Origin of the sequence: Shimia sp. SK013, assembly GCF_001292625.1 — a bacterium.
In the GTDB taxonomy this organism is placed as follows: domain Bacteria; phylum Pseudomonadota; class Alphaproteobacteria; order Rhodobacterales; family Rhodobacteraceae; genus Shimia.
This window is the reverse complement of sequence record NZ_LAJH01000016.1, coordinates 19,069-43,606: the sequence shown is the minus strand read 5'-3', so window position 1 is coordinate 43,606 and position 24,538 is coordinate 19,069. Positions and strand designations below refer to the sequence as shown.

Here is a 24,538-nt window from a genome sequence, read left to right as displayed (position 1 = left end):
AGTCGTCGTGTCTTGAGGGAGCTGAACCTCTGTTGATGATCAGCGGGCCTTTGGTGCCCATTCACACCGCGGGGCAGCGTGAATGGGATGGTCTTTTGTGCGCCCGTTTGGCGGAAGGGGCGGCCAGCATGGCTGGCGACCCCCGTGATAGTCTTTTATTGGCGAGGCAAAAGGCTTGGTGGCACGTTTTGAAAACATACGGGTCGCAGGAAACGGCGAATGGACAGGGTGCCCACCGAGGTGGCGCCGAAATTGGTCGAAGCGGGATAAGGCCCGCCGTGCACCATGCTGTCGGCCACTTCCACGCCAGTGGGGAAACCGTTCACCAAAACGCGACCGGCTTTGCGTTCCAGAATTGGCATGAGGCCGCGCGCCGTGTCGGTGTCTGCCTCGTCCATCTGCAAGGTGCAGGTGAGTTGCCCCTCCAATTGGATTGCGATTTGGAGACGCTCAGCGTCTGTGGCGACGGTGACCAGAATTCCAAGCGGCCCAAAAACCTCCTCAGACAGAGAGGGGTTGGACAAAAAGGTCTGAGCTGTGGTGCGGTAAAGCGCCGGAGTGGCCGTGCGCGGGGCGCTTTCTGAGGTCACAAGCACGTCCAAACCTTCGGTGTCTGCGAGTGTTTTTTGTCCGGAGTGGTATGCGTTAGCAATCCCGTCGGTCAGCATGGTCTGCGGCCCGCTCTCGCCAAGGGCGTGTGCTGCGGCACTGGAAAAGTCATCAGCCATTGGGCCTTCGGACACGAAAGTGATGCCTGGATTGGTGCAGAATTGACCGGCGCCCATAGTTAGCGACGCTGCCCAGCCTCGGGCAATGTCATCGCCACGTGCTCTAAGAGCTGCGTCGAGCACAAACATCGGGTTGACCGAGCCCAATTCGCCAAAGAAGGGGATTGGTTCCGGACGTCGTGCACATAGGTCAAACAACGCACGGCCACCTTTGAGAGATCCGGTAAACCCAACCGCTCGGATCAGCGGGTGTTGCACCAGTGCTGCGCCTACGTCACGCGTATTGCCCTGAACGAGATTGAACACGCCGGGATGCAGATCGCATTTGGTGGTCGCGGCGTGAATGGCCTCGGCGATGATTTCGCCGGTGCCAGGGTGGGCTTCGTGGCCTTTAACGACAACCGGACAGCCTGCCGCCAAAGCCGCCGCCGTGTCGCCACCGGCTGTGGAAAACGCCAAGGGAAAGTTGGATGCGCCAAAGACCGCGACTGGGCCAATTGGGCGTTGCACAAGCTTTAGATCTGGGCGCGGCAGGGGCGCGCGATCCGGCAATGCAACGTCGTGTCGCAGGTCAAGATGGCCGCCTTTGCGAATGTGCTGTGCGAAAAGCCGAAGTTGCCCTGTGGTCCGGCCACGTTCCCCGTCAAGGCGCGCTTTTGGCAGTCCGCTTTCCTGACAGCCTATTTCGGTGATGGCTTCGGCGCGGGCCTCTATTTCGTCGGCTATTGCGTCCAGAAATGAGGCGCGGCTTTCGCTGCTGCTGTATCCGTAGCTCCAGAAAGCGTCTTCGGCTGCAGAAACGGCCGCATCAACGTCTGCCACCGACCCAACGGAAAACTTATGGGCGGGACCGTGCGCAGGAGAAGAGGAGAATTTGGCCGCGCTGTCGCGCCATTGGCCGGCAATTAGATGGTTTCCACGAGGGGCAAATGTCATCGGAGAGGCTTTCTATGAGGGGTTTGGATTTTGTATCCATTTCTGGCGGATACAATGAAGTTTCCGGTGCAGGCGAGGTTAGCCGTTTTCGGCGGCGCGATTGGCTGCAACAAGCGCCAGCAGTTGGTCTTTGGTGCGGCCAATGTGGTTTGCGAGCAAGGCGCATCCCTGGTCAATCTTTCCGGACCGCGCGCACTCCAAAAGGCCACGGTGTTCCTCTTTGGCGGGCTCGCGCTGTTTCATGACGCTGAGGTGCATCCGCACATATCGGTCTGTCTGGATGCCGATCCGGTCCAGAAGTTCGCGGGTTAGGCCGCGATGTGCTGCCGCATAAAGCGCTGAGTGATAGCTGTGATTGAGCGCCCCCCATTTGCCGACGTCGTCTTCGTCATAGGAGGTTTCCATGCGCGTCAGAATGTCTTCGCAGGCGGCAAAATCTGTAGACGCCATCAGCGGAATTGCGCGACGGAACAAGTCGACTTCGATCAGGATCCGCAAATCAAACATCTCGCCAATTTCTTCGAGAGAGTGTTTCATAACGGTGCCGCTGCGATTGTTTGACCAATGCACCAACCCTTCGGCGCTGAGACGTTTGAGCGCCTCGCGGATCGGCATGCGGGACACGTCGTATTCTTCGGCCAAGGCCTCTTGGCGGATCAGCTCGCCTTCGGCCATGTCACCGCTCAAGATCCGCTCACGCAGGTCACTGGCAATCACTTCCGGCAGGCTCTGTTTTTTTACGGCGCGTTTTCCAACCAAGGGGACGGTCCTTTGTCGAGTTTGGCTTTTGGATACATGTCCGAAGGCAAGTCGTCCAGTGCGCCGCCAAAGGGTCATACTTACATTCGGTTGCGAAATTGTTTGCCTCATACTCCCGCGCCCCAGGTGTCGCTGAGCCGATAGCCGGTTGGCCACGGATCGCTGGGGTCTAACATGTGCTGGTGCGTACCGGTGATCCAGCCGCGTCCGCTGATCTCGGGGAGAATTGCGGGCGTGTTGCCCACTTGGGTGTGACCCAGAATACGGCCTGTGAAGGTGGAGCCGATGATGGAGCGCGCCTCAAAGGTTTGGCCTTCGTGCATTTGCCCCCGTGCGGCCATCAGAGCCATACGGGCGGACACCGCCGTGCCGGTTGGTGAGCGGTCCACTTTGCCCGGCTGAATGGCCACTGCGGATTGGCCTTTCCAGCCAGTTGGGGTCGCCTCCAATGGGCCGCAGAAAGCACAAAAGGAAATGTGGTTCCAATCAGGGTTTTCCGGATGGTGAAAGCCAAGTTGATCGTTTGCTGCGTTGGTGATCTGCACGCCAAGCCGGGCAATGTCGCGGGCTTCGCTTTCGGTGATGTCAAACCCGAGTGACGCGGCATCCACAACGACAAAACTGTCGCCGCCATAAGCCGTGTCAACTTTGATCGTACCCACGCCTTCAACATCAAGGGACGCGTCCAGCTTGTCGACGAAGCTTGGCAGGTTTTGCACAAAAATCCTTTCGGCCTTGCCGTTTTTGCACTCGGCGCGCACTCGGACCAACCCTCCCGGTGCCTCAAGCGTCAGGTGGGTTTCGGGTTCTTGCATGGGCAAAATGCCCCCGTCCAGCAACACGGTCGCGACGCAGATAGAGTTGGACCCAGACATCGGCGGCGTGTCTTCAGGTTCCATGATGATAAAAGCGGCGTTAGCGTCGGGGTGTTTGGGTGGCACAAGCAAGTTCACATGTCGAAACACACCGCCGCGTGGCTCATTCAGCATAAAACGGCGCAGGGTATCGTCATGCGCGATGAAACTGCGCTGTTGCCACACTGTGTCGCCGGGCGGCGGGGTTACGCCTCCGACAATCACATCGCCGACTTCGCCTTCGGCGTGGGCAGAAATTACGTGAATGGTCTTGCTGCTGCGCATTTCGGACTCTCAGGAATAGCGGGCGACGGGTGTGCCCAAGGCGTCATAGATCGGAGTGATGCCCAAACCGGGACGGTCTGCGGCGGCCATCCGACCATTGACACGTTTTGGTGCGCCCTCGGCAATGTCAACGGTGCCATAGGAATTGAAGTCGGTCGCCGAGAAGGTGAACTCTGCGGGCGTGGAGCAGGCGAGATGTGCGATGGTGGCGGTGGTGATGTCGCCGCCCCACGTGTCCTCGATGGTCATGGGAATGCCATGTGAAATGCAAATATCCCGCATCAATCGCGCCTTGGTCAGCCCGCCGACCTTGGAGATTTTGAGGTTAATGACGTCCATCGCATCCTCGGCGATGCCGCGCACCAAAGTGGCCGGTGTGTCGATGACTTCGTCCATCACAAAGGGAAGGCCGGTGCGTCGCCGGATAGACATGCTTTCCTCGTAACTCGGGCAGGGCTGTTCAATGTAGACGTCCAGATCGGCCACCGCTGAAACAACGCGGGCGGCCTCGTGGCGGGTCCAGCCGGTGTTGGCGTCGGCCACGAGAAGGTCAGACGGTTTCAGAACCGCGCGGGTGGCGCGAATGCGGGCAATGTCCTCATCTGCGTCTCCGCCCACCTTGAGCTGGAACTTGGTGTAGCCTTCGGCGGCGTATCCTTCGATCTTGCGGGCCATAATGTCGGGGTCTTCCTGACTGATGGCGCGGTACAGCGCCACGTCGTCCTGAGCGGCGCCGCCAAGCAGCGTATAGAGCGGCAGGCCGGTGGATTTTCCCAAAAGGTCCCAGCACGCGATATCGACTGGCGCTTTGGCATAAGGGTGACCCCGAAGCGCGGCATCCATGATACGATTGATACCGTTGATATTCAGCGGATCCTGCCCGATCAGATGCGGCGCGAGTTCTTCGATACCCGCGCGGACGCCACGTGCAAAAGACGGCAAATAGGCTGACCCAAGGGGGCAACATTCTGCATAACCCGTCAACCCGGCGTCAGTTTCGATTTCCAGAACCGTGCTGTCAAACACGTCAATGAAATTGCCGTTGGACCAAGAATAGCGGCCCTCCTTTAGCGGCAGGTCAACTTGAAAGACGTTCAAACCAGTGATTTTCATAAGATGTCCTTTTCAGAAACGGCTGGGCGCATAGGCGCGCAGGTCAATTGCAGGAGTGTGTCGCGTAGCAAGGTCCGCGACAAGTTCCGCTGTTGCAGCAGATTGGGTCAGCCCAAGGTGGCCGTGGCCGAAGGCATAGATGACATTTGGCGTCGCCGAGGACGGCCCGATGACGGGCAAGCTGTCCGGCATAGAAGGGCGAAACCCCATCCATTGGGTGCCGTTTGATGTGTCCAGATCCGGTAGGAATTGCGCGGCTTTGTCCAACAGGAATTTGGCGCGGCGGAAATCCGGTTTTCGGTGCAAGCCGCCCAACTCGACTGCGCCACCGACCCGCACATCGCCGTCGATTTTGGTGACCACAAAGCCATGCCGACCAAACGTCAGGTGTGTGCGTAAATCAAATGCGCCAGCCGGCAATGTGGTGTTGTAGCCCCGTTCGGTTTCAAGCGGGAGGCGGTCGCCCAGTTGTCTTGTCAATTGATGGGACCAAGCGCCTGCTGCGATTACGGCTTTGCGTGATGACACGGTTCCTGCTTCGGTCTGAAGGGTGACGGTGCCCGCGTCGTGTTGCAGGTCAACGACATTTTGAGTTTCGATTGTCCCGCCTCGATTGACGAAAGTGCGGGCCAAATGCTGGGCCCATGACAGAGGATTGACTGTGTTTAACCAATCCGGCGTAAACACTGCGTGGGTAAATTGATGTGCCAAACCTGGTTGGATGTCGGCGATCGCCTCGGGGCTTTCCAGAAGTTCAAAGGCAATTCCGTGCGCGCGCCGCAGGGCCCAACCTGCTTGGCTTGCGGCAAACTGCGCGGTGCCTTCGTAAAGTTGCAGCTGTCCTTCATGTTGCAGGAAAGGTGCGCCCCCTACATCCGATATTTGCCGTTCCAGTGCCGCGCGCGAAAGTGTCATCAGTGCAATTTGCGCCGTGACAGCAGCGGCGTATCGGTCCTGCCAGCTTGCTCGCCAAAAGCGCAACATCCAAGGCGTGATCCTTGGCGCATAGGTCGGCGGAATGGACAGCGGGCCAAGGGGATCAAAAAGCCAGCGAGGGGCTTTTCGCAGGATTCCGGGCGTTGCCAGCGGTTCAATGTCGCTAAACGCAAATGCACCGGCGTTGCCCTGACTTGCGCCTGCGGCCACGCCTTGGCGGTCCATTAGACACACAGACAGTCCCCGACCTTGTAAAGCCAGCGCCGCGCTGACCCCTATGATGCCTGCGCCAATGACTGTGGCATCATAAGATTTCGAGCGGGGGGTGTTTTTCATGGGGTGCAGCCTTGGGAGAATGAATCCTTTTCAGAAAACACCAACGTGCTGTCGGCCATCACAAATGCAGACCCTGTGATGTGGGGGATAACGCCGCCTTTGGCGCCGTTTTCATACGATAACTTGTAGGGGCTGCCGATCACACTTTTCTGGATGATTTCGGTTTTTGGAGCCAGCCGTTTGTCGGCTGCCAAACAGGCGAGCCGCGCCGAGCTGCCGGTGCCGCAAGGAGAGCGATCATACGTGTCGTCGGGACATAGCACAAAGTTGCAACTGTGGACGTCGGCGGTGTCGCCCGGATCTTGAAATATCACGTGATCAATCGGTTCACCGTTTTCTCCACCCAATCCAGCGGCCAGTGCGGCCGACCGCACAGCAACAGCCACATCTGTCAAATCACGGATATTGTCGGCACAGACCGTGATCGGAGACGGCTCGACAATGAAGAACCAGTTGCCGCCAAAGGCCACGTCACCGGTGATTGTACCCAGGCCTTCCACCTCAACGCGCTTTCCCTGCGCGACACGGCGACTTTCGACATTTGTCACCGTGACTGTGTTTGCGTCATGTAAGGTAATTCTCACCACGCCGACTGGCGTTTCGATTTTGTGCTCGCCTGTGTTTAGGCGGTCCAGCGATGCCATGGTCACCGCCATTCCAATGGTCCCATGCCCGCACATGCCCAACACGGCCTGGGCGTCAAAAAAGATCACACCGTATGCACAGGTTTTGTCCGCAGGCGTCACCAACAACGCGCCGACCATACCGTCTTGACCTCGAGGTTGAGCCAGAACGCTGCGGCAGAATTCGGGGTGATCCTGTGCCAGTCGCCGCGCGCGATCGGTAATTGGCCCGTCCCCGAGATCGGGGCCTCCCGACAGGATCACCCGTGTGGGCATCCCGCCGGTATGGCTGTCGATCACATGCATTGCGCGATGATCCCGCCTTGCGCGCTCCAGTCCGCAAACCACGCGCGGAACTGCGTGTAATGAGCCTCGCAATAGCGGCGCTGGGCATCTGACAAAGCGTCAGTTTCGACAAAATGCAGCCGGTATTCTTCTTCGCCGTTCAGCACCAGAAGGTGCTTGTAATAAAGCACCAGATCCGTGCCTTCATCAAAGCTGGCCAACACGCCAAAGGCCTCTTCCAGTTCCAGCGCCCGCACCCGCGCCTCGGCGTTGCCGTCTGCAGCCTTCTGCGACAGCGCCGCCAGCAACAACGCCTCTTTGGGCAAAGCCGTACCGATGCCGGTGATCGACCCTGTCGCGCCACAGTTTACGAACCCGTGGTAAACTTCGGTGTCTACGCCAACCATCAACGTGACCTGATCGTCGCGGCTGGTGATGTGTTCGGCGGCATACCGCAGGTCATCTTTGCCGCCAAATTCCTTGAATCCGATCAAGTTGGGATGCGCGGCGCGCAAGGCAAAAAACAAATCGGCCTTGGTCGCGAACCCGTAGACGGGGCTGTTGTAGATGATCGCAGGCACGTCAGGTGCGGCGGTCAGGATCGCTTTGAAGTGGTTTTCCTGTGCTGCAGCAGACGCACCGCGCGACAACACACGCGGGATGACCATCAACCCGACTGCGCCAACTTTCTGTGCGTGCGCCGCGTGCGCGACGGCGGATTTCGAGTTGATTGCGCCAGTGCCCACGACAACCGGTACACCAGCGTCGACCAGACGTTTGACGCCGGTCATGCGCTCTGCGTCCGTCAACAGGGGCCAATCGCCCATCGAACCGCAATAAACCACCGCCGACATGCCCGCCGCGATCATCTCGTGCCCTTTGCGCACGAGGGCGTCATAATCCGGTGTGCGGTCGGCTTTGCACGGGGTCATCAGCGCCGGCATGGTGCCGGTGAAAACGTTCTTCGACATTGGGAGGTCCTTCTTCGTGTTCAAATGGCCGCGCGTTTAGCGCACGTTGGCCAGAAATTTCTGTGTGTGTTCGGATTGCGCATCGCCAAAGATTTGCGCGGGCGGGCCGATCTCTTCCATCACGCCCTGATGGAAGTAGGCCACGCGGTCGCTGACATCGCGGGCAAAGCCCATTTCATGGGTGACGCAGATCATGGTCATGCCTTCCTCGGCCAGCATGCGCATGGTCTCCAGCACTTCGCCGACCAGTTCGGGGTCGAGCGCCGAAGTTGCCTCGTCAAACAGCATGTATTCAGGCTCCATCGCCAAAGCGCGGGCAATGGCAAGGCGCTGCTGTTGTCCACCGGACAAAGCCGAAGGATAGACGTCTACTTTCTCACCCAACCCGACATGTGCCAATTGCTTTGCCGCAATCTCACGCGCCTCAGCCTTGGTCTTGCCTTTGACCAATTTAGGTGCCAGCGCCACGTTTTCCAGCGCGGTCAAATGCGGGAAGCTGTTCCATTGTTGAAAGACCATGCCCAGTTTCTGACGCAGCTTGTTGATGTCGGTGCTCTTGGCGTGCACGTCGGTGCCGTCGACCTCAACCGCGCCTTGCTGAATGGGTTCAAGCCCGTTGATGCAATACAGCAGCGTCGATTTGCCGGACCCGGACGCGCCGATCACAGACAGCACCTCGCCCTTGTCCACATCAAGGTCGATGCCTTTAAGAACGTGCAGTTTGCCAAAGTATTTGTGGAGATCTCGGATCTGGATCACTGGATCCACCTTTTTTCAAGAAACGCGGCATAGCGCGAAATTGGATAGCTGAGCGCGAAGTAGAAGGCGCCCGCGATAGACAGGATCAGGAAAGGCTCTTGTGTGCGGGTCATTAGGATTTGGCTCGCCTTGAGCAGTTCGACATAGCCAAGTACGGACACCAGAGCGCTGTCTTTCATCACGCCAAGCGCCACGCCGACCCATGCCGGAAACACTGCGCGTCCACCGATGGGCAACACGACATGGCGCAGGTCTTGCCAGTAACTCATGCCTAGGCTGCGGGCCGCGCGGCGCATCGGGGTGTCTACCGCCTCGATCCCGCCACGGGCGACATTCGCCACCAGTGCGGCCGTGTAGACCGTCAGGATCACCACGCCTGAGGCGAATGGCCCAAAGTTGAGGCCAATGATGGGCGCAAAATTATAAAACAGCACCAACTGGATGATCAGCGGCACAGACCGAAAGATGTCCAACACAGGTGCGATGGTCAGAGCGGCCGCCCATTTGCCTTCGAACAGGATCCAGCCAAAGGCCACACCCAGCACTGTGCCGATGCTGATCGACAAGACCGAAATCCACAGCGTGCGCAACGCAGCCTCGCCGAGAAAGAGCAGATCGTTTGGAGTAAATCCGCTGAAGAAGCTGACGGTGGGTTCCATAAGCGGGCTCCTTAGTAGCGGAAGAGGCGCGTCGCCAAAAGGCGCGACCCCAACAGGATGAGTTTGACGATCACGTAGTAGATCACTGCGGTGACGGCGAAGTATTCAAAGATACGGAAGGTGCGGGAGGCAAAGAACTGGGTCTCGCCGGAGAGTTCGCGAAAGCCGACCAACATGCCAAGCGAGGACATCAGAACTGCCCAGACCATCTGGTTGGTGATCGGGTGATAGACAATGCGCAGCACCTGCGGGATCACGATACGGGTATAAGCCTGCCATGCCGTCATGCCCAAGGAGCGTGAGGCGCGCAGCTGCGTATCTGGCACTGCCTGAAAGCCGCCGCGAAAGTTTTCCGCCAGATAACCGGCGCAGTTGAACGTCAACCCAACCAGCACAATCATATAAGGCGACAGGTGCAAACCAAAGGCGCCCAGACCGAAGCCAAAGAAAAAGAGCTGGAACAAGGCGGGCGTGTTGCGGGCCAACTCTACCCAACTGCTGGCGAGCCAAAGAAGCGGGCCGCGCATGTGCAGGCGGATGAGGGCCAACGCCAAACCGATGACGATGCCAAGCGCCATCGCCAGAACCGCCACCTGAAGCGTCAAAAGCGCCGCTTCAAGCAGATCCGGCAGGCTTTTCATCACTGGCCGCCAGTGGAAATTGTAGTCAAACATCATAAGACCTCATGACCCCCGCCGCCCATGTTCGGCGGAGGTCGTCGTGAGTGGTTGCGTCAGTACATCACGCCGGGAATGCGCAATTCTGGCGCGTCACCGCCCACGTATTTGCCCCAAAGCGCGTCGTAACGACCCGAGCGCACCTGATGGGTGACAAACAGGTTGAGATAGTTCAGCCACGTTACGTCCTGGCGCTTGCCCACAACCGAGGTGTAATCCGTGGTCCACGGCATGCGAGGGCCGGCCAGAACGCTGTCATATTGTTGGGTGATCGGCAGAACGGCGGTGTTGGTGGTGATGCCGATGTCGGCCTTACCCTGCGCCACAGCAAGGAAGACTTCGTTTTCCGACTGATAGCCTTGGTATAGGTTTTCTTCGCCCCATTCGGCGGCGATCTTGAGCCATTCCTGTTCGGGCACAGTGCCGATGGCGGCTGCGACGCGTTTGCCGCGGATGTCGTCAAAGGATGTGATGCCGCTGTCCGCATTCACGACGCCTTGCGCATAATAGATCGCGTAAGGAATGGTGAACCCAACCGTACGAGCGCGGGCCAGGCTGTCGGATGTAGCGCCAAACACTACATCTGCGCGACCAGTTACAATCACCGGCAGGCGTTCGGCCCAAGTCACGGGCAACACTTCGGCTTCAACCTCCAGTGCTGCGGCCAGATCGTTGCAATACTCTACATCAAAGCCGGCGGGCTCATTGTTGGCGTCCCGATAGCCAATCGGCGGAAAGTCCAGAACAACGCCGCAACGCAGGGTGCCGCGATTGACGACGTCATCCAAAGTGTCCGCGATACCGGTGGTGGCGGACACGCTCATAAGCGCCGCGATGACGGCAAATCTCTTCAACATTTTTCTCTCCCAGTTTGAGTGATTCATTCTCTATGGGATATTGTATCCAAAATCCATAAGTAAATTGAAAGAGCCGATGGCAGGGATATTTGTGTTTAAAGACAAGGGGATTTTTCATTATCGGTGAAGCGCAAGAGACGGCGGGCTTCGATAGTTGGTGGCCGTGTGGCTATGGCGTAGCGCCGAATCGCACTTTTCTTCTCGATTTAGCGGACACGATCGATGAACGGCAGCAGTGCAAAGTCGCCGAACGAAGCAATGTGCTCCGTTCGACGTAGAATCATTTATTCACCAGCAGCTGGCTGGGTGTTTTGGAGCCGGTCCCGTTGACCATCGCGAAACAGCGCCTTGGCCAATGAGATGCACATCAACCCCATCACCATTGTGAAGGGTAGAGCGCCAATGATCATGGCGCTTTTGAGGGCTTCCATTGGGTCGGCGCCGCCATTGGTTTTGCCTGCGATGAGCAGGGTTCCGATGACAGCTGTCAGGATGACACCCCAAACCACTTTGTGTTTGTTGCCGACTTCCTGATCGCCGCCGGACATGATCGTATTCATGACCAGAATTCCGGAATCCGCAGAAGTCACCAAGAAGGTCATGATGAGCACCACACACATCACGGTGATCGCAGTCAGCAATCCGCCAGACAGCATTTCACCCAAGGTGACAAACAGTTTGGCTGTATTGGAGGCCCCGATGATGGCCCCTTCTGCGCCACCGGTGAGTTCCAGATCAATCGCAGTGCCGCCCAAAATGGTCATCCAGGCAAAGCAGACGAGAGCCGGCGCAAACATGCAGCCAACGATGAACTCACGTACTGTGCGACCGCGCGAGATGCGGGCAAGGAACAAGCCAACAAACGGTGAAAAGGCGATCCACCAAGCCCAATAGAAAGTGGTCCATCCGGCTTGCCATCCAAATTGACGCCCGGGTTCGCCAGCGGCGTAGGCGGCTTGTAGCACGCCGTCAGACAACGCCGCCGCGTCCCCTTCAAGCCCGGACTTGAAGCCATCAAACGAGCCCCAAGCATTGGTTGCACCACCGCGGAGCGCATCGGCAAACGGAGCCGCTTCGCTTGGAAGAGCCGCTGCAAACCCGTCTGCGGATTGAGGGCCAAATGCGCCGAAACTCAGCGACACAAAATGCAGCAGATAGTCGACCAAAGCCGTCGCATAGGTGGTCATGGCAAACATGAAAGAGCCAAAGACCACAAAGGTGAACAACAAGATCAGCGACATTACCAGATTGAGGTTCGATAGATATTTCACCCCTCTGCCAACGCCGGAGACGGCAGACACAATGGACAAAGCCATGATGACAAAAAGACCGGCAATCAAGCCGACAGTGCCGGGCGCAGGTGCGTCGCCACTCATATCCATCATCCATGTCATGCCGGTGATTGCATACATACCGTCAATGAACTGTGACACACCAAAACCGATCGTCACCGAGACGCCAAGGATCGTGGCCACCACACCCAACACGTCGACCACATGACCCAAGGCGCCATTCATGAGCGAGCCAAACAGCGGGGTAAGAGCCGAGCGGATTGTGAGTGGCATGCCGCGCGTGTAGGCATAATAGGCGAGAGACAATCCCGTCACCACATAGATCGCCCAGGCATGAAAGCCGTAGTGGGCAAATGTGTAGCGGTATGCCGACTGCAGCGCCTCTTCGGAGTTGCCAGCTACGTCGCCGGCCACCACAACAGGGTTTGACCCCCAAAGTCCGAGCGGTTCAGCCGTGGCAAACACCATAAGGCCGACGCCAAGACCCGCACCGAACATCATGGAGAACCATGAAAAGTTGGAGAACTCGGTGCCTTCGCCGGGTCGCCCCATAATGCGCTTTCCGGTTTGGGGCAGGACAGCGAGCACCACGAGAAAGAAGGCAAAGATGCCAACAATGATGATGTAGAACGTGTTGAAGTTTTCCAGCAGTTGCCAGTTCAGGCTGCCAAGAACGCCGTTAGCATTTGCCGGCCATACAAGTGCCCAAAGCACCAGTCCGACGAGAATTGCCTTGGAAAACAGCGCGATTTCCACGCTGTGCCCTTCGTAAAATCCGGACGCGGCTCTTTTGACCTCGACCTCTGTGAACGGTGGTTTAATTGACATGCGTTTCCTCCCTGTATGTCAAATTCCAGCGGCTTGTTCCTGCGTCCTCTCCCCACGAGGTCAGCCGATGATGTTGTGGATTTTTTCCAGCGTGGTCACATTCACCGCCACCCCGTCTATGCGGGCCTGAATGCGGTTTCTGTTGCGACCATCGCCGGGAAGTCTTGCGCCTTCTTGCGCGTGAATTGTGTCCGCAAGCCGGGACACCAAAGCGGCAAATCCGCCGCCCGATGTGGCCTTTGGATCTATTGCGATAAAGAATTGCCCTGTGCGTGGCGGACCCCCTGCGGTTCCTGAAAACGGCGAGGCATCGATGCCCAAGGTTGCCCCGGTGAGGGCCACTGCCATGAGTTCAACCAACAGGGCCGTTCCCACACCTTTGTATCCGCCGGACGGCGCCATGGAGCCTTTGAGCCCTACAGCGGGATCAGTTGTTGGCTGTCCTTCGCTGTCCAACGCCCATCCAACAGGAATGGGCTTGCCTTCGCGGGCGTGCTTCATGACCTCGCTTTTGGCGATGGTGCTGGCGCTCTGATCAATCAAAATGGCGGGTTCACCGCCTTCGCCCGGGGCTGCAACCGAGAACGGGTTGGTTCCGACCACGGGTTTAGAGCCTCCGGAAGGCGCGATTGACGCAGGTGCGTTGGTGAATCCGAGACCAAGCAGGCCCGCCTTGGCGAGTTGTTGGGTGTGGTACCCGAGAACGCCGCAATTGTAGCTGTTTTTGATCGCGAGCGCCGCGATACCCTGGCTGCGCGCCAGCGGGATCAACGCCTCAAACCCTGTGCCAATGGCGGGGTGGGCAAATCCGGTGGCGGCGTCGACCGTTATCACAGATGGGGCGGTGGTCTGCAGGCGTGGCGTAGCCTGTCCATCGACTTTGCCACATTGAACGTGCTCACAATAAATGGGGATGTAGGCGAGGCCGTGGCTGGAAATTCCGTCGGCCTCTGTCGCAGCAGTTGCCACCGCCAAAGGCCGCGCATTTTCTACAGACGTACCCGCGGCCACAAGGGCGCGCAGGCTTAGGTCTTCGATTTCCGAAAGGCTAAGTGTTTTGGTTTCTATCATGATTTCCTCGACTTAATCATTGTCAGTCATCCCCGCTCCGGCGCCTTTGAGGCGCGACGCTTCGGTTGCGGGTGCGTATGTTCGGTGCGCCAGCGATTGCAGCGTTTCCCAATCGCGTTTGTCAGGATTGGCGCGTGTGCAAACTTTTGAGGTCTCACCAGTTTCGTTTGTCGTTTGGAGAGTGATACGGTTTGCGTGCTCTTTCCATACACCGCTAAGTGTTAGGGTCTTGCCGTCGGTCACGGCTGAGAAATTCGATGCAGATAAAGCAACCGACTGTCCCGCCCGTGTCGCAATTTGCGCTGCGAACGGGACCAGCAGGATCGGGCTAACTACGTTCTGAAGGTGCCAGCCATCCGATCCAAAGACCTCCGCCCGATCAGCGATGCAGGCGCCGGCGATCAGGGGGCATAGCGATCCGTCCTTTGATCGCAAGGTGTCGGTTTCAAGGGTCAGAGAGCTTCCGGTTTCAACGTCGTCAGCGGTGAGGAGCCGCGCAAGGTTGCCACATCCATCTATACCACGGCTGCAAAGCCAACGCGTCGCCTTGGCAGCTTCTTCGGCAATGCCCCAAGTGTGGCCAGCCCCGCGGGCGGCTTTTTTTGCAGTGGCCTCGATCTCGTTTAAAGACAGGTTCATAGCGCCACCTCTGGATACACCCAGTCGTCCGCGTTTTGCGTCGAAAGCTCTTCGGGATAGGGGGCGCCCGCAAACATGCAGATGCGAACCCAACGGTCTGAGCGTGGGTCAAAGTGGGTGGCGCCAAAAAACGACAGTTTGGCGCGCAGCATGTCGATCGGCAGCACATCGTGAGAGATCGTGTTGTCCCGAATTTCGCCGTAAGGCGCGATACGGCTGAGTTGGGCGCGGCGTACGGTGTGGCGATGCTCTGGATGGCGTAACAGAAAGTCAGCGACTGTGTCCGTCGTGGCCCAGCCTTGGAGGTCCGATATGGCGAGAGCGGCATCGCGTGCCGGAGCCAAAGGTTGCTCATATTCTGCAATCGGTTCTTCGAACCGTTCGCCCAGACGTGGTTCCAGCTTCTCCTCGGACACATACCAAGCCCGCGCGCAGTTTTTCGGATCCTGCCAGTCAAGGTCAGCTGCCCAACCAAAGCTTGCCTCAAGGAGATTTCGCATGTCGCCAATCGGCATGGCGCCGTTGATGCTGGAAACCTCGGCGCCGTCATCAGCCATGCAATCTGCGAGGCCATCTACCAATTCCGGATAGGGTTCCAATATGAGGGACGCCAAAAGCTCTTGGCCTTCGGCGCTGAGATTGGCCTCCGCCCAGATCATCATTTGATTCCAAGGATACGCGTTTGCAAAATCTATTTGTTCAAAATGCTTATTGAGGCGTCGCAGGTCGTCGCGTAGTGCGTCAATCTTTCGTATCTGGATCGGATGTTCTGAGGTCCATTTGGAAACTGACAGGACGCTGCGCTTGAGGCGATCAGAGAAGATTTGCACCGCTTCGTGGCTGGCCGTCATCACCGAGCGGGCGCGGGAGATAGCTTCTTCGCGCGCCATGATCCAGTTGTTAAACAGCACCGGATGATTGACCACAAAAGGTGCCATGCCCAAGCCGGTGGAATTTCCTATTCCCAAGCCGCGCGCAATGGATGCGTCCAATTTTGCGGCTTTGGCGCCCCCTTTTGCCGCCGCGGCATGTTCAATCAGATCGCGCACAAAGGTTCGCGTCAGGTAGACCGACAACATCTCTAGTTGGAACGGAGGGTGCAGTTCCGCGCGATCAGAAATCGTTTCACGGTCAGCCGCGCCAAATTTTCCGGATCCGTACACGGCGGTCGTGCGCATTAAGTAGCCGACTTGTTCGATTGTGGATTGGTCAGGTTGCTGTCCGGCGGCCAAAGCCGACACAACATGGTCCCAGAGGCGCACAGACCGGTTTGCCCGGGACAAGGACAGTTCACTTCCGGTGATACGGCCGGCTTCTTGGCGTGGGACATTCTGTTTCAGGCGGGCAATGTCGTCAGGCGAGGGAACCCCGTCAAATAAAGCAAATGTCGCATCCCAGGCTTCGGCGATCACCCGATCAGACCGCAACGCGTCGGGCAGATCATGGGCAAAAGCCACCAGCGAATAGCTGCGGTCCGGACCAGTGGCTGTGTAAACGGCCGAGCCCACGCCGGTATCGTCAATATCAAAGACCGGGCGGGAGAAACGCCAGTTGTCCTCCGCCAAGCGGCGCATCAAGATCCGCATGAAACTTAGGCGGCATTGATGCAGAGAGCCAAGGCGTTCCAGCCGCATGACCTGTGACGGCGGGCGTCTTGTGATATGTGGCTGGCTGGATGTCATGACGGTCGAGGGCCGAAGTTGTCATCAAAGAAACGGTACCAGTTGCCGCCCATGATTGCCGCGACGTCGTCGGCGCTCATGCCAACGTCTCGCAGGCCGGTTTCGATGTTGCCGAAGTCTCTGTTGTCTTCAAACCAGTTCGGCATTGCAGGGAAGCCAGGTGCTGCGGCTGAACCTTCGCCAAAATCAATTTCCTTGCTCCAGCGGCCAGTACGCATCCATTCAACGATGCTGTCCGGCTGATCCTGGCACAAATCCGAGCCAATTCCCAAATGCGCAACGCCGTAGGCATCAGCCGCGCGGGCGATCATTTCGCAGAAGCTCTGAAGGGAACAGTCGGATTTATGCTTGAGATGATGAGGATAAAGCGAAAAACCCAGCATACCGCCGTTTTGGGTGACGGCCCGGATCACGTCGTCTTTTTTGTTGCGCAGGGCCGGGGACCACTCAAACGGGTTGGCATGGGTGATGGCAATGGGGCGCTCGGACAAGTCTGCGGCTTCAATCGTGGAGCGGTCTGCAGAATGGCTCATATCAATCACCACACCGACGCGGTTCATCTCTTTGATGACTTGCTTGCCCATGCGGGTGATGCCGGTGTCGTCGTCTTCATAACATCCCGTCGCGAGCAGGGATTGGTTGTTGTAGGTCAGCTGCATGAACCGCGCGCCCAAAGTGTGCAGGATCTCAATCAAGCCGATGTCGTCTTCCATCGGGCTGGGGTTCTGAAATCCAAAGAAAACTGCCGTGCGGCCTGTCGCCCGCGCAGTGTCAATGTCCTGCGCGGTTGCGCCTTTCATGATCAGATCGCTGTGCAGCTCAAACCAGCGGTTCCAACGCTCAAAGTTCAAAACCGTTTCGCGAAATGTCTCGTGGTAAGCAATCGTCACGTGGATTGCATCGACGCCGCCCTCACGCAGTTGGCGAAATATTTTTTCGGACCAATTGGCGTATTGTAGACCGTCAATGCGCATCAGGTGGGCACTCCGGCGCTGATGTAGGCGGTTTTTACGGTTGTGTAGAACTCGGCTGCGGACTTGCCCTGTTCGCGGGGGCCATAAGAACTGTCGCCACGTCCACCAAAGGGCACGTGATAGTCGGTGCCTGCGGTCGGAAGGTTGACGGTCACGACGCCGGTGCGCGCATTGCGCCGGAAGTGCGTTGCTCGCGCGAGATCGCGGGTAACAATGCCCGAGGTAAGACCGAAGTTGGTATCATTAACGGTCGCAATCGCTTGATCGTAGCTGTCGACTTTGATCACAGACGCCAATGGCGCAAACATTTCCTCGCGGTTGATGCGCATGTCGTTTGAAGTGTTCAGAAAGATGCCCGGGGACATGTAAAAGCCGTCCTGAGGCATGTCCAAACGTACACCTCCGCAGGCGAGTTCCGCCCCTTCAGATTGGCCCAATGCGACGTAGTCGAGGTTTTCCTTGAGCTGTCGTTCGCTGACAACGGGGCCCATTTGCGTGCCATCGTGCAGGGCATGACCGACTTTCATAGCCTGGGCGCCAGCCACTAGTTTTTCCACGAAAGCGTCGTGAACCGCTGCGTGAACGATCAAACGGGAAGACGCTGTGCATTTTTGGCCAGTGCCACCAAATGCCCCGCCAAGCGCAACAGAAACCGCAAGATCCAGATCGCCGTCTTCCATGACCGCCAGCGCGTTCTTGGAGCCCATTTCCATTTGAACTTTGGTCAGGTTTTGAATGGCAGCCGCGGCAATGCCCTTGCCGACCGGCACGGATCCGGTGAAGGAAATAGCGTCGATAGACGGGTGTTCGACGAGGCGTTGACCGATGGTGCCACCTGCGCCCATCACCAGCGAAAAAAGCCCCTTTGGAATGTCTTGTCTTGAAATGATTTCGGTGAGCGCAACGGCAGACGCTGGTGTAATGTTGGCTGGTTTCCAGACCACCGCGTTTCCATAGCAAAGTGCCGGGGCGATTTTCCAAGACGCTGTCGCCGTCGGGAAGTTCCATGGGGAAATAACCGCGACCACGCCAACGGGTTCCCGCCGCACATCGATTTCGACCCCGTCGCGTACGCTGTCCGCGTTCTCTCCCAATTGGCGCAAGCATTCGGCGGCGTAGTAGGTGAAAAACTGGCCAGCGCGGAAGACTTCTCCGCGCCCTTCGGCGAGCGGCTTGCCTTCTTCGCGACTGAGCAGGCGGCCGAGCTCTTCGGCGCGTTGCATCAACTCATTGCCGATGTTCATCAGGACTGCTTGTTTGCGCTCCATGCCATAGGCCGCCCATTCGGTCTGTGCTTTGCGGGCTTGCTCGAGCGTCGCGTCCAGCTGGTCGTGATCGGCTTGTGCATAAAGACCAATGAGTTCGCTGGTGTCGGAGGGATTGCGATTTTCGATTTCTTGCGCGCCACTCATCCATTCGCCAGCGACAAAATTGCGATTGATATCCGACATACTGTGTTCCCCTAGTGAAGGCCGCAAAGACCCCAGATTGATGAGACACCGTGGACTTCTTACTTTATGTCAGTCAAACTTAAACTTCTTAACTCAATTACAGAAAAATTGAAGTCATGATGAAAATTGATGCGTTGAGATGCTTTAGCACTGTTGCTCAGTTGGGAAATTTGTCGGAAGCGGCCGGAAGGCTAGGACGCACGCCATCCGCGCTGTCTATGTCGTTGAAGCAATTGGAGGCGCATCTTGGCGCTCGGCTTTTTGAGACAGAACGTAAAAACAAACTCACGCCGCTTGGGTTGGAAGTTTTTCGCCTAGCGCAGATTCAGTTGCGCCAATTCGACGAAACGGTGACCTCAATCGAAAGTGCGGCGAAAGCTCCGCAAGGTTTGATCAAAGTGGCGTCAATCCCTTCCGCAGCGGGGCTCGCATTGCCCCGGTCCATCGCTTCTCTCATGGATTTACATCCCCATCTCAAAGTTGAGTTGAGAGACATGGACAGCGCCATGGTTGCTGAGGCGCTTTTGAATGGCAAAGCGGACATCGGAATTGCATCGGGCAACCAGTCGCTAAACGATGTTGAATGCATCACTCTTTTTGAGGATTCATTCGGGCTGCTGTGCGGCGCCGATCATCCGTTGGCTCTCCGAACAAAACCGCCAACTCTTCAAGAGGTTTTCGAGCACCCGTTCATGAGTAACAAGCTTTGCGGTCATATAGACTTAGCGGCCGTGAGATACGCGCTGGCTGACGCTAAACTTACGGTCCACAACACACACTCACTTATCGCCATGGCGCAGACCAACAACTGGGTGACTATCCTTCCGAAAAGTGTGGCGTCAAATTTGTCAGGTAAGCTGAGTTTTCGCGCCATCGATGGCTTGAACGATAGGCGGACGGTGTCCCTTCTTATTAGTCAGCGGGCGCGGTTTCCCAATGTGTTGCAAGATTTTGCTAACTTGTTGCTTCAGTCTGACTGGACTTGAGGGAGGCTTACGCCTCGCTGTGAGCTTTCCTAAAACGCAACCTGCCGTGAGATTAAAGACAACGGAGGGCGGATTTGGTCACCTAGCAGAACCCATCCTAAAAAAAACGGTTTCGCGCCGATAGTTCGTGTCATCGGCAGGTTTCAAGTAGAGGAATTATGACTTGATCAGTCCACGAAAATGGTGACTGTGGGCAAATTATTTCTCGGACTATTTGTATTTGAATTCTTAGCTGATTGTGAAAATTGATGACTGATGGGGATGTCTCAGAGACGAACCAGCAACGTCCTTCGTTGCCTGAACAAACCTGGGACGCGGCAATTGAACGCTTGTATGATGTTGCGCTAGACCCGACGCGGTACGAAGCCCTTCTTGACCTGTGGGAAGACGCAATGGGGCCGTTGCGCAGCGAAGCCGACTTTGCGGCCCCGCATCTAATGGACAACCAAGTCATCACCAGCCACTTTCAACGGGCCAGCAGGTTTCTGGACCTTGTGGAAAGCTCGGGAGCACATGATGAACTCGACCAAATCCTGCGGCCTTTCAATCGTGTGCCTGCTTTCTTGGTGGACGGAACTTTGCGGGTCCGAGCCGCAAACACTGCGGCGCGGGGAACTTTCGGGATCGTTGAGCAAGCCTCGTTAAGTCAACTTAACGTCATGGACGCCGAAGCCTCGGTTCTTTGCAATGCTGTGGCGGGGCTTCTGTCGGGCAAAGGTGAACCTACGGCCATCCTGCGCATTCCTGCGCAAGAAGAGAGGAAATTTCTGATCTTGCGATTGCAGAGATGTCAGACTTCTGAAGGCACGCCGATGGTCCTGGCGGCTGCCAACGAGTTGTTTTTCCCTGAGGACGGAAAAGAGATTTTGCGTGACGCGTTTGGCCTGACGCGGGCCGAGGCAGATGTCCTTTGCGGTTTGGTTGAGTGTGGGTCGCTCGCGGAGATAGGCGCGCGCCGAGGACGTTCGGTGGACACGATCCGATCGCAAATCAAGGCGATAATGTCCAAGACCGAAACCCAGTCGCAGGTCGATCTTGTCCGCCTCGCACTGTCGGTCGTTGATATGGCAAGCCCTGCTTTGTCGGCGTCCGGCTCCTCACAGCCGCCAAGCGGTGGAGGCGCGTCCTTGGAGCCACAGGAGTTCAAGACCTTAGCCCGTCCGGACGGCAGGCGTCTGGATTACTTGATTCTAGGGGCGTCACAGGGACCTGCGGTTCTGTATTTACCTTTAACGTATGGTCTTACGCGGTGGCCTGCCTCCGCAGAGGCCGAGGCCCGCAAGCGCGGCTGGCGGATCATCGTTCCGATACGTGCGGGATACGGATTTTCCGATCCGCTGCCTCGAAGTGAAAACTATGATCTGGCGATGCTTGGCGATGTTGTCGCGATCCTTGACGCCGAAGGGGTGCGCCGTTGTCCCTTGCTGACGTTGGCGGCGGAATCTTACTACGCAGTACAGTTTGCGCGACACTTTCCAGATAGGTTCACGGCGCTTGTGTGCACCGCCGGGGCGTTGCCATTGAGAGATCGCGAAGCGTATGAGCGGATGGATAAATGGCACCGGTTTATTCTGGCAGGCGCGAAATACACGCCGCATCTTTTGCCGTTCATGGTCAAGTCGGGGTTTTTCTTGGCCCGCCGGATCGGCAAACACGGGTTTCTGAACGCGGTTTACGGCGCCTCGGAGGCCGATGTCGCAACGTTTGAAATCCCCGAGGTGTTTGAAGCTTTGGCAGTCGGTTCTCAAGTATCCCTTTCCAAAGAGCATTCGGCGCACGAGGCGTTCTCCCGCATCCTCACCGGTGGCATGTTCGGCGACTGGCGTGCCGACCTTGAAGCTTTGCGCGGTCAGATCCCAATCACCTTTCTGAACGGCCTTCAGGATCCGATGGTGCCGCCGGAGACTTTGGACGAGTTCCAACGCGACTACGACTGGATAGATTTTCGTATTTACGAGGACGCCGGCCAACTGCTGTTCTTCCGACACTGGATGGATGGTATTGAGGCCTTGGCTCCGTTTGTCTGGGAGTGAATTCTTGCTCGAGCGGGACATGTGCAAATTTTGGCACGGCTATTTGGGTTGTGGCGCACTTTCCGCGCAATGTCGTTTCTTGCAACCCCAGTTCGTAATTAGGGAAAACACACGCCACTTTGGTCGCTAACTTCTCATTAACACACTCACGTTGAAGGAGAGGCCAAATGGCTTTGGACACACGTCGCCGGTCAGGTGGACGTAGCGCCCGTCGTGCTGCGCGGACCGCTTTTGATTTTACTATGCTGCCGGGGCTCACAAATCGATTGCCGGTTTGCGAGGTCATGGACGGGTCGCAGGTTGAACGGATCGACGCGGCATCAATGGACATTCTGGAAAATGTCGGTGTCGTTTTTCGCGATGACATCGCGTTGGCGGACTGGCGAAAGGTTGGCGCCAAGGTCGTCGGAGAGACCGTTTTTCTGGATCGGGGTTTGGTGCGCGAGCTGATTTCGACGATCCCTGAAACATTCACTTATCACGCCCGAAATCCTGACAATAATGTCGACTTGGGAGGCAATAAGTCGGTGTTTGTTCCGATGACTGGCGCGCCCTTTTTGCGTGATTTGGATGATGTGCGGCGCAATCCGATGCTTGATGATCTGGCGATGTTTCACAAGCTAAGCCACATGATGCCGGCTTTGCACAGTTCGGCACATCACATCGTGGAGCCATACGATCATCCGATCAGCCAGCGACATCTGCGTATCACCTATTCGTCGATGAAGTATTCCGACAAAATGTTCATGGGAATGACCACCAGTCCAAAGAACGCCGAAGATGTGTTGGACATGTGCGCGATCCTATTTGGTGACGACTTTATCGAAGAAAACCCAGTTACGACCGGCAACTGCAACGGCAATAGCCCTTTGGTTTGGGACGAAACCATGCTGGGTGCGATGCGCGCGTTTTGCCGACGTAATCAACCTGTGTTGTGTTCGCCTTTTGTGTTGGGTGGGGCCAACACGCCCGCCAGCGTGGCCGCGTCGGTGGCGCAGTTAAACGCCGAAGCGCTGAGTGCTTTGGCCTATACGCAGGTCATTCGCAAAGGGTGCCCTGCGATCTATGGGCACTATTTGTCGACGGTGAGCATGAAGAGCGGCGCGCCGATGGCGGGCACGCCGGAAATCAGCCTGATGAACTTTATGATTGGTCAAATGGCGCGCCATTATGGGGTGCCGTGGCGGACATCAAACACGCTTGGTGGGGCCAAGACGTTTGATGCGCAAGCCGGTTATGAGAGCGCCACAACGCTCAGTTCCGTGATGCACGCAGGGGCGAATTACATCTGGCACAGCGCCGGGTGGAACGAGGCAGGCATGCATTGTTCAGTTGCGAAGTTCATCGTTGACGCGGAGCAATGCGCAATGGCTTACCGCATGGCCGAAGGCGTGAAGTGGGGTGATTTTGACGAAGCATTGGCGGCGGTGCCGGATGTGGGGCCGGGGGGGCATTACCTTGGGCATCCACACACGCATGAGAACTTCCAAGAGGCGTTTTTCATGCCGGAGATGTTTGACAACAACTCGATAGAGCAATGGGCGGCCGAGGGTAGCGTGGAGATCACCAAGCGGGCGCTCGATCACGCCAAGCAGTTGTTGCAAGCCTATGAGGAGCCAAGGCTGGACTGCGGCGTGAACGACGCCTTGCTGGACTATATCGCACGGCGGGAGCGAGAAATTCCGGCTGCGGATGCGCTCAATCAAGAGTTTTGAGCAAAAATTTTGACATCAAGGGGTTATGCTCCCACACAAATGGGTGGACTGTGGGAGATAAGCTTATGATTGGTATTCGGCTGAGAGCCTTGAGCGATTGGGTCGTTCTTTATGTGGTGACTTGGGCCGTGTGTTTGCGCGAGTGGCAGGCCATCAGCAAAAATTACCATTTTCGGCGCAGCCTGCCGCAACTGGTGTTGCCGGAGACTTACAACGGTAAAGTGTTTTGGCGAAAGCTGTTTGATCACGATCCAGAATTAACAATTTTGAACGACAAGGTTTTGGTACGGGATTGGTTTGCGGAACGCGAGCCCGACGTGGCGCTGGTGCCGATGGTTTGGCATGGGCCCGATCCACTGGGGCTGCCGGATGAGCTTTTGACCGAAGACTACGTCATCAAGGGCAACAACGGCTCGGGGCGCAATTACTTCTGGATCGAAGGGCACTCCACTCGGGAAATGGTGGAGGAGCGCACGGTCAACTGGATGACCAAACGCTATGGCAAAAAGCTGGGCGAGTGGGGCTATAGAGACATCCCGCCACAAATTTTGGTTGAGAAGCGGCTGTCGTTTGACGAAGGGCTGTCGCCATATAATTTCAATGTGCACTGCAGCCGCGGCAGAGTTTTATGCATTGGATCACACCGGCAGATTGCCGACGGGTCGCGCCAGCTGGGCTATTTCGCTGCCAATCTGGATCGCATTGACCTTTATATGCTGAACGGACCTGCACCCATGGATAAGGATTGGCAACCAAGCGACGTGGTCAAAGAAACACTGGAGGTCGCGCGGCGAGTGAGTGCGGATCATGACTATTTCCGGCTCGACTTTATGGCGGCGGAGGATCAGTACTGGTTCAACGAAGTGACGACCTATCCCGGCAGCGGCATGAACGGGTTCACCAATCCGCAGCTAATGGATCAGCTGACCGCAGCGTGGGACTTGCGGGACAGTTGGTTTATGAGGTCGCCACAAAGCGGTTGGCGTGGCATTTATCAGCGGGCGCTTTTCAGAAGGATGGAAGGGCGCGCCGCGGCGACCTGAGGCGCCTTGAGGAAGAAGTTAGAAGTGAAATTTCGGGGCATTTGAT

Annotated in this window: 21 protein-coding genes; 4 read left to right on the top strand and 17 right to left on the bottom strand. The window is 57.1% G+C overall.

The features are described from left to right. Nucleotides 1-155 precede the first annotated feature (155 nt). From SHIM_RS14810 to SHIM_RS14730, 17 genes are all read right to left on the bottom strand, one after another. Nucleotides 156-1,664 carry an aldehyde dehydrogenase (NADP(+)) gene (locus SHIM_RS14810; protein ID WP_054003456.1) on the bottom strand — a complete coding sequence of 503 codons (1,509 nt, stop codon included), beginning with the start codon at nt 1,662-1,664 and terminating at the stop codon, nt 156-158. 78 nt (nt 1,665-1,742) lie between these two features. Then, entirely contained in the window at nt 1,743-2,423 is a 681-nt protein-coding gene (locus SHIM_RS14805; RefSeq protein WP_054003455.1) for a GntR family transcriptional regulator, read from the bottom strand. A 107-nt stretch (nt 2,424-2,530) separates the two neighbouring features. Then, entirely contained in the window at nt 2,531-3,562 is a 1,032-nt protein-coding gene (locus SHIM_RS14800; RefSeq protein WP_054003454.1) for a trans-3-hydroxy-L-proline dehydratase, read from the bottom strand. A 9-nt stretch (nt 3,563-3,571) separates the two neighbouring features. Continuing rightward, nucleotides 3,572-4,675, bottom strand: a complete 1,104-nt coding sequence (locus SHIM_RS14795; protein ID WP_054003453.1) for a cis-3-hydroxy-L-proline dehydratase — start codon at nt 4,673-4,675, stop codon at nt 3,572-3,574. A 12-nt stretch (nt 4,676-4,687) separates the two neighbouring features. After that, nucleotides 4,688-5,947, bottom strand: a complete 1,260-nt coding sequence (locus SHIM_RS14790; protein WP_054003452.1) for an NAD(P)/FAD-dependent oxidoreductase — start codon at nt 5,945-5,947, stop codon at nt 4,688-4,690. Beyond that, complete coding sequence (locus SHIM_RS14785; protein ID WP_054003451.1) at nt 5,944-6,876, bottom strand: 4-hydroxyproline epimerase; 933 nt, start codon at nt 6,874-6,876, stop codon at nt 5,944-5,946. Before SHIM_RS14785 ends, SHIM_RS14790 begins: the two co-directional genes overlap by 4 nt. Beyond that, on the bottom strand, nt 6,867-7,826 hold the full coding sequence (locus SHIM_RS14780; protein WP_054003450.1) for a dihydrodipicolinate synthase family protein: 960 nt from the start codon (nt 7,824-7,826) through the stop codon (nt 6,867-6,869). The genes SHIM_RS14785 and SHIM_RS14780 overlap by 10 nt, the downstream gene beginning before the upstream one ends. Nucleotides 7,827-7,862: 36 nt before the next feature. Then, complete coding sequence (locus SHIM_RS14775; RefSeq protein ID WP_054003521.1) at nt 7,863-8,585, bottom strand: amino acid ABC transporter ATP-binding protein; 723 nt, start codon at nt 8,583-8,585, stop codon at nt 7,863-7,865. Next, on the bottom strand, nt 8,582-9,244 hold the full coding sequence (locus SHIM_RS14770; protein ID WP_054003449.1) for an amino acid ABC transporter permease: 663 nt from the start codon (nt 9,242-9,244) through the stop codon (nt 8,582-8,584). The genes SHIM_RS14775 and SHIM_RS14770 overlap by 4 nt, the downstream gene beginning before the upstream one ends. Nucleotides 9,245-9,255: 11 nt before the next feature. Beyond that, a complete protein-coding gene (locus SHIM_RS14765) occupies nt 9,256-9,918 on the bottom strand; it encodes an amino acid ABC transporter permease (protein WP_054003520.1) in 663 nt (220 codons plus the stop codon). Between the two features lie 59 nt (nt 9,919-9,977). Continuing rightward, nucleotides 9,978-10,778: a transporter substrate-binding domain-containing protein gene (locus tag SHIM_RS14760; RefSeq protein WP_054003519.1), complete on the bottom strand. Its 801-nt coding sequence runs from the start codon at nt 10,776-10,778 to the stop codon at nt 9,978-9,980. A gap of 284 nt (nt 10,779-11,062) precedes the next feature. Further along, the gene (locus SHIM_RS14755) at nt 11,063-12,898 is read right to left on the bottom strand and encodes a BCCT family transporter (protein ID WP_054003448.1); all 1,836 of its coding nucleotides are present in this window, start codon (nt 12,896-12,898) and stop codon (nt 11,063-11,065) included. Between the two features lie 60 nt (nt 12,899-12,958). Further along, complete coding sequence (locus SHIM_RS14750; RefSeq protein WP_054003447.1) at nt 12,959-13,969, bottom strand: Ldh family oxidoreductase; 1,011 nt, start codon at nt 13,967-13,969, stop codon at nt 12,959-12,961. Between the two features lie 12 nt (nt 13,970-13,981). Then, nucleotides 13,982-14,608, bottom strand: coding sequence for a DUF3726 domain-containing protein (locus SHIM_RS14745; protein ID WP_054003446.1), 627 nt, complete (start codon nt 14,606-14,608; stop codon nt 13,982-13,984). Then, nucleotides 14,605-16,290 (bottom strand): hypothetical protein, encoded by a 1,686-nt coding sequence (locus SHIM_RS14740; protein WP_054003445.1) that lies wholly within the window; start codon nt 16,288-16,290, stop codon nt 14,605-14,607. The genes SHIM_RS14745 and SHIM_RS14740 overlap by 4 nt, the downstream gene beginning before the upstream one ends. Beyond that, on the bottom strand, nt 16,287-17,264 hold the full coding sequence (locus tag SHIM_RS14735) for a membrane dipeptidase (protein ID WP_054003444.1): 978 nt from the start codon (nt 17,262-17,264) through the stop codon (nt 16,287-16,289). The genes SHIM_RS14740 and SHIM_RS14735 overlap by 4 nt, the downstream gene beginning before the upstream one ends. Beyond that, nucleotides 17,264-18,715: an aldehyde dehydrogenase family protein gene (locus SHIM_RS14730; RefSeq protein ID WP_054003443.1), complete on the bottom strand. Its 1,452-nt coding sequence runs from the start codon at nt 18,713-18,715 to the stop codon at nt 17,264-17,266. The genes SHIM_RS14735 and SHIM_RS14730 overlap by 1 nt, the downstream gene beginning before the upstream one ends. A gap of 116 nt (nt 18,716-18,831) precedes the next feature. On the opposite strand from SHIM_RS14730, the gene SHIM_RS14725 reads away from it, so the two are divergent. From SHIM_RS14725 to SHIM_RS14710, 4 genes are all read left to right on the top strand, one after another. Further along, nucleotides 18,832-19,701 (top strand): LysR family transcriptional regulator, encoded by an 870-nt coding sequence (locus SHIM_RS14725; protein WP_054003442.1) that lies wholly within the window; start codon nt 18,832-18,834, stop codon nt 19,699-19,701. Between the two features lie 248 nt (nt 19,702-19,949). Beyond that, on the top strand, nt 19,950-21,734 hold the full coding sequence (locus SHIM_RS14720; RefSeq protein WP_054003441.1) for an alpha/beta fold hydrolase: 1,785 nt from the start codon (nt 19,950-19,952) through the stop codon (nt 21,732-21,734). 167 nt (nt 21,735-21,901) lie between these two features. Further along, entirely contained in the window at nt 21,902-23,449 is a 1,548-nt protein-coding gene (locus SHIM_RS14715) for a trimethylamine methyltransferase family protein (protein ID WP_054003440.1), read from the top strand. Nucleotides 23,450-23,514: 65 nt separating this feature from the next. Further along, nucleotides 23,515-24,492 carry an ATP-grasp fold amidoligase family protein gene (locus SHIM_RS14710; RefSeq protein WP_054003439.1) on the top strand — a complete coding sequence of 326 codons (978 nt, stop codon included), beginning with the start codon at nt 23,515-23,517 and terminating at the stop codon, nt 24,490-24,492. Nucleotides 24,493-24,538: the final 46 nt, after the last annotated feature.

Coding starts and splice junctions, on each gene's coding strand:
- SHIM_RS14765 (WP_054003520.1), bottom strand. CDS start 9,918: ATGTTTGACTACAATTTCCACTGGCGGCCAGTGATGAAAAGCCTGCCG.
- SHIM_RS14715 (WP_054003440.1), top strand. CDS start 21,902: ATGGCTTTGGACACACGTCGCCGGTCAGGTGGACGTAGCGCCCGTCGT.
- SHIM_RS14740 (WP_054003445.1), bottom strand. CDS start 16,290: ATGACATCCAGCCAGCCACATATCACAAGACGCCCGCCGTCACAGGTC.
- SHIM_RS14720 (WP_054003441.1), top strand. CDS start 19,950: ATGACTGATGGGGATGTCTCAGAGACGAACCAGCAACGTCCTTCGTTG.
- SHIM_RS14790 (WP_054003452.1), bottom strand. CDS start 5,947: ATGAAAAACACCCCCCGCTCGAAATCTTATGATGCCACAGTCATTGGC.
- SHIM_RS14750 (WP_054003447.1), bottom strand. CDS start 13,969: ATGATAGAAACCAAAACACTTAGCCTTTCGGAAATCGAAGACCTAAGC.
- SHIM_RS14710 (WP_054003439.1), top strand. CDS start 23,515: ATGATTGGTATTCGGCTGAGAGCCTTGAGCGATTGGGTCGTTCTTTAT.
- SHIM_RS14760 (WP_054003519.1), bottom strand. CDS start 10,778: ATGTTGAAGAGATTTGCCGTCATCGCGGCGCTTATGAGCGTGTCCGCC.
- SHIM_RS14735 (WP_054003444.1), bottom strand. CDS start 17,264: ATGCGCATTGACGGTCTACAATACGCCAATTGGTCCGAAAAAATATTT.
- SHIM_RS14780 (WP_054003450.1), bottom strand. CDS start 7,826: ATGTCGAAGAACGTTTTCACCGGCACCATGCCGGCGCTGATGACCCCG.
- SHIM_RS14795 (WP_054003453.1), bottom strand. CDS start 4,675: ATGAAAATCACTGGTTTGAACGTCTTTCAAGTTGACCTGCCGCTAAAG.
- SHIM_RS14730 (WP_054003443.1), bottom strand. CDS start 18,715: ATGTCGGATATCAATCGCAATTTTGTCGCTGGCGAATGGATGAGTGGC.
- SHIM_RS14755 (WP_054003448.1), bottom strand. CDS start 12,898: ATGTCAATTAAACCACCGTTCACAGAGGTCGAGGTCAAAAGAGCCGCG.
- SHIM_RS14785 (WP_054003451.1), bottom strand. CDS start 6,876: ATGCATGTGATCGACAGCCATACCGGCGGGATGCCCACACGGGTGATC.
- SHIM_RS14800 (WP_054003454.1), bottom strand. CDS start 3,562: ATGCGCAGCAGCAAGACCATTCACGTAATTTCTGCCCACGCCGAAGGC.
- SHIM_RS14725 (WP_054003442.1), top strand. CDS start 18,832: ATGATGAAAATTGATGCGTTGAGATGCTTTAGCACTGTTGCTCAGTTG.
- SHIM_RS14810 (WP_054003456.1), bottom strand. CDS start 1,664: ATGACATTTGCCCCTCGTGGAAACCATCTAATTGCCGGCCAATGGCGC.
- SHIM_RS14770 (WP_054003449.1), bottom strand. CDS start 9,244: ATGGAACCCACCGTCAGCTTCTTCAGCGGATTTACTCCAAACGATCTG.
- SHIM_RS14745 (WP_054003446.1), bottom strand. CDS start 14,608: ATGAACCTGTCTTTAAACGAGATCGAGGCCACTGCAAAAAAAGCCGCC.